Below are 13,459 nucleotides of genomic sequence, written 5' to 3'. Positions count from 1 at the left end.
CGGCCGGAGGTGCCCGACATCCTTTAACGACCCGTCCCGTGAGGCGGGGAAGGAGGTCCGCCGTGGCATACCCACCGGCTGCCCGCTCGTCACCACCGCGACAACCCTCGGTGAAGGTGATCCTCGCCAGCGCCGACGTGCAGCGCGTGGTCGACCGCATCGCCCACCAGATCCTGGAGAAGACCCAGGGCGCCGCCGACACCGTGCTGCTCGGGATTCCCACCCGGGGTGCGCCTCTCGCGCGGCGGCTCGCCTCCCGGATCAGCACCTTCGAGGACGTCGTCGTCCCGGTCGGTGTGCTCGACATCACCCTCTACCGCGACGACCTGCGCCGGCACGCCACCCGCGCGATCGGCCCGACCCAGGTGCCCAGCGGCGGTATCGACGGCAAGCGGGTGATCCTCGTCGACGACGTGCTCTTCTCCGGGCGCACCGTACGCGCCGCGCTCGACGCGCTCAACGACGTGGGCCGCCCGGCGTCGGTGCAGCTCGCCGTCCTGGTCGACCGGGGCCACCGCGAGTTGCCGATCCGCGCCGACTACGTCGGCAAGAACATCCCGACGGCGCTCGCCGAGAGCGTCAAGGTGACGCTCGCCGAGACCGACGGCGCCGACGAGGTCAAGTTGTACGGGGGAACCCACTCATGATCAGGCACCTGCTCTCCGGCGCGGATCTGGACGCCGACACCGCCACCGAGATCCTGGACACCGCCGCCGAGATGGCCACGGTCGCCGGCCGCGAGATCAAGAAGCTGCCCGCGCTGCGCGGCCGTACGGTGGTGAACCTTTTTTATGAGGACTCCACCCGCACCCGGATCTCGTTCGAGGCGGCGGCGAAACGGCTCAGCGCCGACGTGATCAACTTTTCCGCGAAGGGGTCCAGCGTCGCCAAGGGCGAGAGCCTGAAGGACACGGCGCTGACCCTGCAGGCCATGGGCGCCGACGCGGTGGTCGTGCGGCACCCCGCCTCCGGCGCCCCGCACCGGCTCGCCAACTGGGTCGACGGGTCGGTGGTCAACGCCGGCGACGGCACCCACGAGCACCCTACCCAGGCGCTGCTCGACGCGTACACCATGCGGGCCCGGCTGGGCCGGTTGGCCGGCCTGTCGGTCGCGGTGGTCGGGGACGTGCTGCACTCGCGGGTGGCCCGCTCCAACGTCCTGCTGCTGTCCACCCTCGGCGCGAAGGTCACCCTGGTCGGTCCGCCCACCCTCATCCCCGTCGACATCGCCGGGGCCCTCGCCCCGGGCACCGACGTGTCGTACGACCTCGACGCCGTGCTGCCCGACGTCGACGTGGTGATGATGCTGCGGGTGCAGCGGGAGCGGATGAAGGACTCCTACTTCCCCTCCGCGCGCGAGTACTCCCGCCGTTACGGGCTGGACGGCCCGCGCATGCGCCGCCTGCCCGAGCACGCGATCGTCATGCACCCGGGCCCGATGAACCGGGGGATGGAAATCACCCCCGAGGTGGCCGACTCACCCCGCTCCACCATCGTCGAACAGGTCACCAACGGGGTCTCCGTGCGGATGGCTGTTCTGTACCTGCTGCTCGGAGGGAACAACCGGTGACCGCGTACCTCATCACCAGCGTGAGCATCGTCGGCGCCGCGCCGACCGACCTGCTGATCCGCGACGGCGTCGTCGCCGAGGTCGGTCCGGGGCTGTCCGCGCCGGACGCCGTGGTGGTCGACGGCGCCGGGCTGGTCGCCCTGCCGGGCCTGGTCGACCTGCACACCCACCTGCGCGAGCCGGGCCGGGAGGACGCCGAGACCGTCGAGTCCGGGTCCCGGGCGGCGGCGCTGGGCGGCTACACGGCGGTCTGCGCGATGGCGAACACCTCCCCGGTCGCGGACACCGCCGGCGTCGTCGAGCAGGTCTGGCGGCTCGGCCGGGAGGCCGCTCTGGTCGACGTGCAGCCGGTCGGCGCGGTCACCGTCGGGCTGGCCGGCGAGCGCCTCGCCGAGCTGGGCGCGATGGCCGACTCCGCGGCCCGGGTGCGGATCTTCTCCGACGACGGGCACTGCGTCGCCGACCCGTTGCTGATGCGCCGGGCGCTGGAGTACGTCAAGGCGTTCGACGGGATCATCGCCCAGCATGCCGAGGAGCCCCGCCTCACCGAGGGCGCCCAGATGCACGAGGGTGAGGTCTCCACCCGGCTCGGCCTGATCGGCTGGCCGGCGGTCGCCGAGGAGGCGATCATCGCCCGGGACGTGCTGCTCGCCGAGCACGTGGGCAGCCGCCTGCACGTCTGCCACGTCTCCACCGCCGGCAGCGTCGAGGTGCTGCGCCAGGCCAAGGCCCGTGGCGTACGCGTCACCGCCGAGGTCACCCCGCACCACCTGCTGCTCACCGACGAGCGTGCCCAGAGCTACGACCCGGTCTTCAAGGTGAACCCGCCGCTGCGCACGGCCGCGGACATCACCGCTCTGCGGTCCGCGCTCGCCGATGGCGTCATCGACATCATCGCCACCGACCACGCCCCGCACGCGGTGGAGGACAAGGAGTGCGAGTGGGCGTACGCCCGGCCGGGGATGCTTGGCCTGGAAACGGCCCTGTCCATCGCGCTTGACGTGCTCGGCCCCGAGTGGGACCTGATCGCCGAGCGGATGTCCCGCACCCCCGCCCGGATCGCGGGGCTGACCGGGCACGGCGTCGACCCGGCGCCCGGTGCGCCGGCCAACCTGACCCTGATCGACCCGGCCGCCCGTCGCACCATCGAGCCGGCGGAACTGGCCAGTCGCAGTCGCAACACCCCGTACGCCCGCATGACGCTGCCGGGTCGCATCGTGGCGACCTTCCTGCGCGGCGAGCCGACGGTCCTGGACGGAAAGGCAGTCAAGTGACCCGTAGACGTTCCGCGATCCTCGTCCTCGAGGACGGGCGCACGTTCCCCGGCGAGGCGTACGGCAGCATCGGTGAGACCTTCGGCGAGGCGGTCTTCAACACCGGCATGACCGGTTACCAGGAGACGCTCACCGATCCGTCCTATCACCGGCAGGTGGTGGTGCAGACCGCGCCGCACATCGGCAACACCGGCGTCAACGACGAGGACGACGAGTCCGGCCGGATCTGGGTGGCCGGTTACGTCGTCCGCGACCCGGCCCGGATCGGCTCGAACTGGCGGGCCACCGGCAGCCTGGAGGACCGCCTCGCCACCGAGGGTGTGGTGGGCATCAGCGGCGTGGACACCCGGGCGTTGACCCGGCACCTGCGCGAGCGGGGCGCCATGCGGGTGGGCATCTCCAGCGTCGAGAAGGACCCGCAGAGCCTGCTGGCCCGGGTCCGGCAGTCCCCGCAGATGGTCGGAGCGGACCTGTCCGCCGAGGTGACCACCGCCGGGCCGTACGTCGTCGAGGCGCTCGGCGAGCACCGGTTCACCGTGGCGGCGCTCGACCTGGGAATCAAGCGCAACGTCCCGCGCCGGCTGGCCGCGCGCGGGGTGACCACCCACGTGCTGCCGGCCTCGTCGAGCATCGAGGACCTGCTGGCCACCGGCGCCGACGCGGTCTTCCTGTCGCCCGGCCCCGGCGACCCGGCGACGGCCGACGGCCCGGTGACGCTGGCCCGGGAGGCGCTGCGGCGGGAGGTGCCGCTGTTCGGCATCTGCTTCGGCAGCCAGATCCTCGGCCGCGCGCTCGGCTTCGGCACCTACAAGCTGGGTTACGGCCACCGGGGGATCAACCAGCCGGTGCTCGACCGGGCCACCGGCAAGGTGGAGGTGACCAGCCACAACCACGGCTTCGCGGTCGACGTGTCGAGCCGCGAACAGCGGCTCGGCGCGGTCCGGGTGCCCGGCGCGGGGCAGGGCGCGGTGGTCCCCGACCAGGTGATCGACACCGACTTCGGCGGGGTGCGGGTGTCGCACGTCTGCCTCAATGACAACGTGGTCGAGGGGCTGCGGGCCGTGGACGTCCCCGCCTTCACCGTGCAGTACCACCCGGAAGCGGCGGCCGGCCCGCACGACGCCGACTACCTCTTCGACCGTTTCGCCGAGTTGATCGAAGGCCGTGGCTTCGACCGGCAGCAGAGTGAAGGCGGCAAGAATGCCTAAGCGGACCGATCTCAAGCACATCCTCGTGATCGGCTCCGGGCCGATCGTCATCGGGCAGGCCTGCGAGTTCGACTACTCCGGCACCCAGGCGTGCCGGGTGCTGCGCAGTGAGGGCATCCGGGTCAGCCTGGTCAACTCCAACCCCGCCACGATCATGACGGACCCCGAGTTCGCCGACGCCACGTACGTCGAGCCGATCACCCCGGAGTTCGTGGAGCTGGTCATCGCCAAGGAGCGCCCGGACGCGATCCTGGCCACCCTCGGCGGGCAGACCGCGCTGAACACGGCCGTCGCCCTGCACTCCGCCGGCGTCCTGAACAAGTACGGCGTCGAGCTGATCGGCGCGAACATCGACGCCATCAACCGGGGCGAGGACCGCCAACTGTTCAAGGAGATCGTGGCGAAGGCCGGCGTACGCCTGGGCGTCGACGACCCGGCCGCTCTGGTGCCCCGCTCCCGGGTGTGCCACTCCATGGACGAGGTCGAGGCGACAGTCGCCGAGCTGGGTCTGCCGGTGGTGATCCGGCCGTCGTTCACCATGGGCGGCCTGGGCTCCGGCATGGCGCACACCCCGGAGGACCTGGCCCGCATCGCCGGGGACGGCCTGACCGCCAGCCCGGTGCACGAGGTGCTCATCGAGGAGAGCGTGCTCGGCTGGAAGGAGTACGAGCTGGAGCTGATGCGCGACCGGCACGACAACGTGGTGGTCGTCTGCTCGATCGAGAACCTGGACCCGATGGGCGTGCACACCGGCGACAGCGTCACCGTGGCCCCGGCCATGACGCTCACCGACCGGGAGTACCAGCGCCTGCGCGACCTGGGCATCGCCGTGCTGCGCGAGGTCGGGGTGGACACTGGCGGCTGCAACATCCAGTTCGCGGTCAACCCGGTCGACGGCCGGATCGTCGTGATCGAGATGAACCCCCGGGTGTCGCGCTCCTCGGCGCTGGCCTCCAAGGCGACCGGCTTCCCGATCGCGAAGATCGCCGCGAAGCTGGCCATCGGCTACACGCTCGACGAGATCCCGAACGACATCACGCTGAAGACCCCGGCGGCGTTCGAGCCGACCCTCGACTACGTGGTGGTGAAGATCCCCCGGTTCGCGTTCGAGAAGTTCCCCGGCGCGGACCCGGAGCTGACCACCACCATGAAGTCGGTGGGCGAGGCGATGAGCCTCGGGCGCAACTTCACCGAGGCGCTGAACAAGGCGATGCGCTCGATGGAGACCCGATCGGCCGGTTTCTGGACACAGCCCGATCCGGCCGGCGTCACGCTCGCGGAAACCCTCGCCGCGCTGCGCGTCCCGCACGACGGCCGGCTCTACACGGTGGAGCGGGCGCTGCGCCTCGGCGCGTCGATCACCGAGGTCGCCGAGGCGTCCGGCGGGATCGACCCGTGGTTCCTGGACCAGATCGTCGCGCTGATCGAGCTGCGCGCCGAGATCGTCGACGCGCCGGTGCTCGACGTCGAGCTGCTGCGTCGCGCCAAGCGGGCCGGCCTGTCCGACCGGCAGCTCGCCGCGCTGCGTCCGGAGCTGGCGGCCGAGGACGGCGTACGGACCCTGCGCCACCGCCTCGACGTGCGCCCGGTCTACAAGACCGTGGACACCTGCGCGGCCGAGTTCGAGGCCACCACGCCCTACCACTACTCCACCTACGACACCGAGACCGAGGTCGTGCCGTCGGACCGGCCTAAGGTGCTGATCCTGGGCTCCGGCCCGAACCGGATCGGGCAGGGCATCGAGTTCGACTACTCGTGCGTGCACGCGGTGCAGGCGCTGCGGTCGGCCGGTTACGAGACCGTCATGGTCAACTGCAACCCCGAGACGGTCTCCACCGACTACGACACCGCCGACCGGCTCTACTTCGAACCGCTGACCTTCGAGGACGTCCTGGAGGTCTGGCACGCCGAGGACTCGTCCGGCCGGGCGGCCGGCGGGCCGGGCGTGGTCGGGGTGGTCGTGCAGCTCGGTGGGCAGACCCCGCTGGGGTTGGCGCAGCGGCTCAAGAACGCCGGGGTGCCGATCGTCGGCACCTCCCCGGAGTCGATCCACCTGGCCGAGGAGCGGGGCGCGTTCGGCGCGGTGCTGGCCCGGGCCGGGCTGCGTGCGCCGGCGCACGGCATGGCCACCTCGTACGACGAGGCCAAGACGATCGCCGACGAGATCGGCTACCCGGTGCTGGTCCGACCGTCGTACGTGCTGGGCGGGCGGGGCATGGAAATCGTCTACGACGACCCGACGCTGCGCGACTACATCGGTCGGGCCACCGACATCTCCGGCGACCACCCGGTGCTGGTGGACCGGTTCCTCGACGACGCCATCGAGATCGACGTGGACGCCCTGTGCGACGCCGACGGCGCGGTCTACCTCGGTGGCGTGATGGAGCACATCGAGGAGGCCGGTATTCACTCCGGCGACTCGTCCTGCGCGCTGCCGCCGATCACCCTCGCGGGGTCGCACCTGGCCGAGGTCCGCCGCTACACCGAGGCGATCGCCCGCGGTGTCGGCGTGCGCGGTCTGCTCAACGTGCAGTACGCGCTCAAGGACGACGTGCTGTACGTCCTGGAGGCCAACCCGCGCGCGTCGCGGACGGTCCCGTTCGTCTCGAAGGCGACGGCCGTTCCGCTGGCCAAGGCGGCCGCCCGAATCGCGCTCGGCGCGACCATCGCCGAGCTGCGCGCCGAGGGTCTGCTCCCGGCGACGGGGGACGGGGGCACGATGCCCGCCGACGCGCCGATCGCGGTCAAGGAGGCGGTGCTGCCGTTCAAGCGCTTCCGGACCCGGGCGGGCAAGGGAATCGACTCGCTGCTCGGCCCGGAGATGAAGTCGACCGGCGAGGTGATGGGCATCGACACCAACTTCGGGCACGCCTTCGCCAAGAGCCAGTCGGCCGCGTACGGGTCGTTGCCGACCGCCGGGAAGATCTTCGTGTCGGTGGCCAACCGGGACAAGCGCGGCATGATCTTCCCGATCAAGCGGCTGGCCGACCTGGGCTTCGAGATCGTGGCGACCACCGGCACCGCCGAGGTGCTGCGTCGGCACGGCATCGCCTGCGAGCAGATCCGCAAGCACTACCAGGCCGGTGAGGGGGACGACGCGGTGTCGCTGATCCTCGGCGGCCACGTGGCGCTGGTGATCAACACGCCGCAGGGTTCGGGCGCCAGCGCCCGCTCGGACGGCTACGAGATCCGCAGCGCCGCCGTCACCGCCGACATCCCCTGCATCACCACGGTGCCGGGCGCGGCGGCGGCGGTCATGGGCATCGAGGCGCGCATCCGGGGCGACATGCAGGTCCGTCCCCTGCAGGACCTGCACGCCACCCTCCGGGCGGCCCAGTGACCCTGTTCGAGCGGGTCGTGCGGCCGGGGTTGTTCCGCCTCGGCGGCGGGGACGCCGAGGCCGCGCACGAGTGGACGCTGCGGCGGTTGGCCGGGCTGTCGCGGCGTCCGGTGGCGTTGGCGGCCCTGCGGGCCCGCTACGCCGTCCAGGCGCCCCGCACGGTGTTCGGCGTGCGGTTCGCCAACCCGGTCGGGCTGGCCGCCGGCATGGACAAGGACGGCGCCGCGCTGGCGGCCTGGCCGGCGCTCGGCTTCGGCTTCGTCGAGGTCGGCACCGTGACGGCGCACGCCCAGCCGGGCAACCCCCGGCCGCGGCTGTTCCGGCTGCCCGGCAGCGAGGCCGTGGTCAACCGGATGGGCTTCAACAACGCCGGGGCCGCCGCGCTGGCCACCCGGCTGGACGCGCTGCCGCGCCCCATCGGGGTGCCGCTGGGGATCTCGCTGGGCAAGTCCAAGGTGACCCCGCTCGACGAGGCGGTCGAGGACTACCTCACCTCGTACCGGGTGCTGCGCGGGCACGGCGACTACTTCGCCGTGAACGTGTCCTCACCGAACACCCCGGGGCTGCGCTCGTTGCAGGATCGCACCCACCTGGACGCGCTGCTCGGCGCCCTGGTGGGGGAGAAGCCGGTCCTGGTCAAGATCGCGCCGGATCTCACCGAGGCGGCGATCGCCGAACTGCTGGAGGTGTGCCTGGCCCGGGGCGCCGCCGGGGTCATCGCCACCAACACCACCTTGGCCCGCGACGGCCTGGCCCCGGCCGACGCCGAACGCGGCACCGAGACCGGTGGCCTGTCCGGCCGGCCACTGACCGGCCGCGCCCGGGACGTGGTCGCGTTCGTCCATCGGGAGACCGCCGGCGCCCTGCCGATCATCGGCGTCGGCGGCGTGCTGGACCCGGACGACGCGGCGCGGATGGTCGACGCCGGCGCCGCCCTGGTGCAGCTCTACACCGGCTTCATCTACCGGGGGCCGGCCCTGGTCCGCGCCGCTGCCCGTGCCGCCGCCCGCGCGGCGGCCACAGCGGTGGCGCCGGACCCGGTCGCCGGGCGTTGACCGGCCCGGGTCCGATGCTGACCCTGCGCTGCGCCGCGCCGGCTCTGCGCCGGGGGTTCCACCCCCTCCGCGACGCCTTTGCTCTGCTTCAACCCACGCAACGGCCGGCGTCCGATATCCGGACACCGGGCATTGCCTCCGTTGAAGCAGAGCAAAGGATGAGAAGGAACGACCCGACCGGCGGCCTGACCACCGGCGCCCGGCCCGCCGGTGCCTTAAAGGAGCACGCGTGACGCCCGAGGAGATCCTGGCCACCGACCGGGCGCACGTCTGGCACCCGTACGCCGCGCTGCCACCGGCGAACCCGCCGTACCTGGTGCAGAGCGCCGAGGGCGTACGGCTGACCCTGGCCGACGGCCGGGAGCTGATCGACGGCATGTCGTCCTGGTGGGCGGCGATCCACGGCTACCGGCACCCGGTGCTGGACGCGGCCGTGACCGACCAGCTCGCCCGGATGAGCCACGTGATGTTCGGCGGCCTCACCCACGAGCCCGCGGTGCGGCTCGCGCGGACCCTCGTCGAGCTGGCCCCGGAGGGCCTGGAGCACGTGTTCCTGGCCGACTCCGGCTCGGTCAGCGTCGAGGTGGCGGCGAAGATGTGCCTGCAGTACCAGCGGGCCGTCGGCCGGCCACAGCGGCGCCGGCTGGCGACCTGGCGGGGTGGCTACCACGGCGACACGTTCCACCCGATGAGCGTCTGCGACCCCGACGGCGGGATGCACCACCTCTGGGGCGACGTGCTGCCCCGGCAGATCTTCGCCCCGGTGCCGCCCGGCGGCTTCACCGACCCGCCCGACGAGGCGTACGTGGCGGCGTTGGTGGACACCGTCGAGCGGCACGCCGACGAGCTGGCCGCGGTGATCGTCGAGCCCGTCGTCCAGGGCGCCGGCGGGATGCGGTTCCACCATCCGGGTTACCTGCGGGTGCTGCGCGAGGTGACCCGCGCGCACGGGGTGCTGCTGATCTTCGACGAGATCGCGACCGGGTTCGGCCGTACCGGTGCGATGTTCGCCGCCGAGCACGCCGGGGTGGCCCCGGACGTGATGTGCGTGGGCAAGGCGCTCACCGGGGGTTACCTGACCCTTGCCGCGACGCTGTGCACCGCCGAGGTAGCCCGGGGCATCTCCGCCGACGGCGTGCTGGCGCACGGGCCCACGTTCATGGGCAACCCGCTGGCCTGCGCGGTCGCCAACGCCTCCATCGGGCTGCTGCGGGCCGGGGACTGGGCGGCGCAGGTGTCCCGGGTCGACGCCGGCCTGCGCGCCGGCCTGGAGCCGCTGCGCGCCGCAGCGGGCGTGGTCGATGTGCGGGTGCTCGGGGCGATCGGGGTGGTCCAGCTCGACCACGAGGTCGACCTCGGCGCGGCCACCGCGGCGGCCGTCGAGCGGGGCGTCTGGCTGCGGCCGTTCCGCGACCTGATCTACACGATGCCGCCGTACGTCACCGACGACGCCGACCTGGCCCGTATCGCGGCCGGGGTGGCGGCGGCGGTGGCGGCCGGCTGAGCGGTCCCGGTCAACGAGTACGCCGGGAGGCGGTCCGCCGCCCGGACGAGTAGAGGGAGTGCACACAGATGGAGAGCTTCGGCACCCGACTGCACCGGGCCGTCACCGAGCGCGGGCCGCTCTGTGTGGGCATCGACCCGCATCCCGGTCTGCTGGCCCGGTGGGGCCTCGCGGACGACGTCGATGGCATCGAGCGGTTCTCCCGGACCGTGGTCGACGCCCTCGGTGACCGGGTTGCGGTGGTCAAGCCTCAGTCGGCCTTTTTCGAGCGATTCGGATCCCGCGGTGTGGCGATCCTTGAGTCAACTATCCGACAGTTACGAGAGGCCGGTTCGCTCGTTCTTCTGGACGTCAAGCGTGGCGACATCGGCTCAACGGTCAGCGCGTACGCCTCCGCGTACCTCGATCCATCCAGCCCGCTGTATGTCGACGCGGTCACGGCCAGTCCCTACCTGGGAGTAGGTTCGCTGGCGCCGATGTTCGAGTTGGCCACCAAGCACGGCGGCGGGGTCTTCGTGCTGGCCCTCACCTCGAACCCCGAGGGCGCGGCCGTGCAGCGGGCCCGTACGGCCGACGGGCGGACCGTCGCGCAGACCGTGATCGACGAGATTTCCCAGCTCAACCGGGGTGCTACCCCCCTCGGCAGCTTCGGTCTGGTGGTCGGCGCGACCATCGGTGACACGGGTCATGACCTCTCCGGCGTCGGGGGTCCGCTGCTCGCTCCGGGGCTCGGCGCGCAGGGTGCGGGTGCCGCCGATCTGCGCACGGTCTTCGGTTCCAGCCTCGCTTCGGTGCTCCCGTCGTACTCCCGGGAGGTCCTGTCGGCAGGACCGGACGCGGACGCCCTGCGGGCCGCCGCGGACCGGGTGTCAGCCGAGTGCCGGGCCGTCCTGGCTGCCCGGTGACTGACTGACGGCTCGGTCACTTTGCGATGATCATCGCGCGTCCACGTTGCCGAAAGCTCCGTTGACCGCTAGTTTTCCCCGCGCTGGGAACCATGGACCCCTTGGTTCACAGCGACACCACGTTTCACAGCTGCGGCGGTGCGCCCCGCCCGCCGCGATAGGGACCTGAGGAGAACTGGTGCCGCTCCCGTCACTGACCCCCGAACAGCGCGCTGCCGCGCTCGAGAAGGCCGCGGAGATCCGCAAGGCCCGTGCCGAGCTGAAGGAGCAGCTCAAGCAGGGCAAGACCACCCTCGGTGCCGTCCTCGAACGGGCCGAGGGCGACGACGTCGTGGGCAAGCTCAAGGTTTCGGCCGTCCTGCAGGCGATGCCGGGCATCGGCAAGATCCGGGCTACCCAGATCATGGAGAAGCTCAAGATCGCTGACAGCCGTCGCCTGCGTGGCCTCGGCGAGCAGCAGCGCAAGGCACTGCTTGGAGAGTTCGCCGCCAACTGAACCTGGCAGCGTGTAGAAACAAGCAGTGAGCACGGATGACGAGGCGCGCCCGGCGGCTCGGCTCACTGTCCTGGCTGGACCTTCGGGTTCCGGCAGGGAGAGTGTCGTCGAGCTCGTTCGGGCGCGTTTCCCGTCCGTGTGGATCCCGGTGCCGGCAACGACCAGGCCGCGCCGGGAGCCGGAGGTGGACGGTGAGCAGCGGGTCTTTCTCGCCCCGGCCGAGTTCGAGCGCCGGGTGGCCACCGGAGACCTGCTGGAGTGGTCCCGGATCGGCGCGTACCACCGGGGCACCCTCGACCCGCCGCTGCGCGCCCGGCTTGCCGCCGGGCCGGTCCTGCTCCCGCTCGACGTCGCCGGGGCCCGGCTGGTGCGGGCGCGAGTGCCCGCCGCGCGGCTGGTGCTGCTGATCCCGCCCGGGCACCGGCCCGACGCCACCGTGGCCACCGCCTTCGCGCACACCCTGACGCACGACCACACCGATCGGGTCGCCGACGAGCTGGTAGGCTTACTCGGTTCTTCTTATCCGGATCCGGCCTGGTCGCGTGTACGCGGCTGACGGCCGGCCGCCGTTGAGACTCAGCACCGCGTCCGCGCGGCTCGAAAGACGCAGAGGTTAATTCGTGGGATCCATCGCCAACCCCGAAGGCATCACCAACCCGCCGATCGACGAGCTCCTTGAGAAGACGACGTCGAAGTACGCGCTGGTCATCTTCGCCGCCAAGCGCGCGCGGCAGGTCAACGCCTACTACAGCCAGCTCGGTGAGGGCCTCCTGGAGTACGTCGGTCCGCTCGTCGAGACGACCCCGCAGGAGAAGCCCCTCTCCATCGCCATGCGCGAGATCAACTCGGGCCTGCTCACCGCCGAGCCGACCGACCAGCCGTAAGAGCGCACCCGTCGATGTCCGCCTCGATCGTCCTCGGGGTCGGCGGCGGCATCGCCGCCTACAAGGCGTGTGAGCTGCTGCGACTCTTCACCGAGTCGGGCCATCGGGTCCGGGTCGTGCCGACCGCGTCGGCGCTGAAGTTCGTCGGGGCGCCGACCTGGGCGGCGCTCTCCGGCCAACCGGTCGCCGACGACGTCTGGTCCGACGTGCACGAGGTGCCGCACGTCCGCCTCGGCAAGCAGGCCGACCTGGTGGTGGTCGCGCCGACCACCACCGACCTGCTCGCCAAGGCCGCCCACGGGCTCGCCGACGACCTGCTGACCAACACGCTGCTGACCGCCCGCTGCCCGGTGGTGCTGGCTCCGGCCATGCACACCGAGATGTGGGAGCATCCGGCCACCGTCGCCAACGTCGCCACGCTGCGGGCCCGGGGCGTCCGGGTCATCGAGCCGGCCGTCGGGCGGCTCACCGGCGCCGACACCGGCAAGGGCCGACTGCCCGACCCGGCGGAGATCTTCGCGGTCGCCCGCCAGGTCCTCGCTCGGGGCGTGTCCGCCCCCGCCGACCTGACCGGCCGCCGGCTGGTGGTCACCGCCGGCGGCACCCGCGAGCCGCTGGACCCGGTCCGCTTCCTCGGCAACCGCTCCTCCGGCAAGCAGGGCTACGCCTTCGCCCGGTCGGCGGTCGCCCGGGGCGCGCGGGTCACGCTGATCGCGGCCAACGTCTCCCTCGCCGACCCCGCCGGGGTCGACCTGGTCCGCGTCGGCACGACCGCCGAGTTGCGCGAGGCGACCCTCCAGGCCGCCGCCGAGGCCGACGCGGTCGTGATGGCGGCGGCTCCGGCCGATTTCCGACCGGCGACGTACGCGCCTGGCAAAATCAAGAAGTCGGACGACAGCGTCGCTCCCACCATCGAGCTCGTCACGAACCCGGACATCGCGGCGGAGCTCGGCCAGCGCAAGCGACCGGAGCAGGTGCTGGTGGTGTTCGCCGCCGAGACCGGCGACGCGGAGGCCAACGGCCGGGCGAAACTCGCCCGAAAGCGGGCCGACCTGATCGTGATCAACGAGGTCGGTCCGGACCGGGTCTTCGGCGCCGACACCAACACGGTGACGGTCATCGGCGCGGACGGCTCGGTGAGCCGTCTGCCGGAGCAGGCCAAGGAGGCCGTGGCCGACACCGTGTGGGACCTCGTCGTGGCGCGGTTGGCCAACCGCTCCTGA

General features: G+C 72.1%; 12 protein-coding genes. All 12 read left to right on the top strand.

Annotated elements, in window-relative coordinates; genetic code table 11:
• Positions 1 to 62 precede the first annotated feature (62 nt).
• The 12 genes from pyrR to coaBC all read left to right on the top strand — a co-directional run bounded on the left by pyrR (position 63) and on the right by coaBC (position 13,459).
• Positions 63 to 647, top strand: a complete 585-nt coding sequence (gene pyrR / locus OG505_RS15235; RefSeq protein ID WP_234588133.1) for a bifunctional pyr operon transcriptional regulator/uracil phosphoribosyltransferase PyrR — start codon at positions 63 to 65, stop codon at positions 645 to 647.
• Entirely contained in the window at positions 644 to 1,570 is a 927-nt protein-coding gene (locus OG505_RS15230; protein ID WP_007458351.1) for an aspartate carbamoyltransferase catalytic subunit, read from the top strand. The genes pyrR and OG505_RS15230 overlap by 4 nt, the downstream gene beginning before the upstream one ends.
• Entirely contained in the window at positions 1,567 to 2,844 is a 1,278-nt protein-coding gene (locus OG505_RS15225) for a dihydroorotase (RefSeq protein ID WP_405433997.1), read from the top strand. Before OG505_RS15230 ends, OG505_RS15225 begins: the two co-directional genes overlap by 4 nt.
• On the top strand, positions 2,841 to 4,052 hold the full coding sequence (carA, locus tag OG505_RS15220; RefSeq protein WP_405433996.1) for a glutamine-hydrolyzing carbamoyl-phosphate synthase small subunit: 1,212 nt from the start codon (positions 2,841 to 2,843) through the stop codon (positions 4,050 to 4,052). The genes OG505_RS15225 and carA overlap by 4 nt, the downstream gene beginning before the upstream one ends.
• Complete coding sequence (gene carB, locus OG505_RS15215; protein ID WP_405433995.1) at positions 4,045 to 7,392, top strand: carbamoyl-phosphate synthase large subunit; 3,348 nt, start codon at positions 4,045 to 4,047, stop codon at positions 7,390 to 7,392. The genes carA and carB overlap by 8 nt, the downstream gene beginning before the upstream one ends.
• On the top strand, positions 7,389 to 8,447 hold the full coding sequence (locus OG505_RS15210) for a quinone-dependent dihydroorotate dehydrogenase (RefSeq protein ID WP_405433993.1): 1,059 nt from the start codon (positions 7,389 to 7,391) through the stop codon (positions 8,445 to 8,447). The genes carB and OG505_RS15210 overlap by 4 nt, the downstream gene beginning before the upstream one ends.
• 229 nt (positions 8,448 to 8,676) lie before the next feature.
• Positions 8,677 to 9,951, top strand: a complete 1,275-nt coding sequence (locus tag OG505_RS15205; protein WP_405433992.1) for an adenosylmethionine--8-amino-7-oxononanoate transaminase — start codon at positions 8,677 to 8,679, stop codon at positions 9,949 to 9,951.
• Between the two features lie 68 nt (positions 9,952 to 10,019).
• Positions 10,020 to 10,856, top strand: a complete 837-nt coding sequence (pyrF, locus tag OG505_RS15200) for an orotidine-5'-phosphate decarboxylase (RefSeq protein WP_405433990.1) — start codon at positions 10,020 to 10,022, stop codon at positions 10,854 to 10,856.
• A 178-nt stretch (positions 10,857 to 11,034) separates the two neighbouring features.
• Entirely contained in the window at positions 11,035 to 11,352 is a 318-nt protein-coding gene (mihF, locus tag OG505_RS15195) for an integration host factor, actinobacterial type (protein ID WP_053655462.1), read from the top strand.
• Positions 11,353 to 11,377: 25 nt separating this feature from the next.
• Positions 11,378 to 11,908, top strand: a complete 531-nt coding sequence (locus OG505_RS15190; protein ID WP_405433988.1) for a guanylate kinase — start codon at positions 11,378 to 11,380, stop codon at positions 11,906 to 11,908.
• A gap of 64 nt (positions 11,909 to 11,972) precedes the next feature.
• Positions 11,973 to 12,236, top strand: coding sequence for a DNA-directed RNA polymerase subunit omega (rpoZ, locus tag OG505_RS15185; RefSeq protein WP_030335666.1), 264 nt, complete (start codon positions 11,973 to 11,975; stop codon positions 12,234 to 12,236).
• A gap of 14 nt (positions 12,237 to 12,250) precedes the next feature.
• Positions 12,251 to 13,459 (top strand): bifunctional phosphopantothenoylcysteine decarboxylase/phosphopantothenate--cysteine ligase CoaBC, encoded by a 1,209-nt coding sequence (coaBC, locus tag OG505_RS15180; protein ID WP_405433986.1) that lies wholly within the window; start codon positions 12,251 to 12,253, stop codon positions 13,457 to 13,459.

The sequence above is a fragment of the Micromonospora sp. NBC_00617 genome (assembly GCF_045161355.1).
GTDB lineage: Bacteria > Actinomycetota > Actinomycetes > Mycobacteriales > Micromonosporaceae > Micromonospora.
The sequence above is the reverse complement of the archived record's forward strand: the minus strand, read 5'-3'. Positions and strand labels throughout refer to the sequence as shown.

Excerpts from the sequence above, each read along its gene's own strand:
- OG505_RS15230 (WP_007458351.1), top strand. The coding sequence starts at position 644 with ATGATCAGGCACCTGCTCTCCGGCGCGGATCTGGACGCCGACACCGCC.
- carB (WP_405433995.1), top strand. The coding sequence starts at position 4,045 with ATGCCTAAGCGGACCGATCTCAAGCACATCCTCGTGATCGGCTCCGGG.
- pyrF (WP_405433990.1), top strand. The coding sequence starts at position 10,020 with ATGGAGAGCTTCGGCACCCGACTGCACCGGGCCGTCACCGAGCGCGGG.
- coaBC (WP_405433986.1), top strand. The coding sequence starts at position 12,251 with ATGTCCGCCTCGATCGTCCTCGGGGTCGGCGGCGGCATCGCCGCCTAC.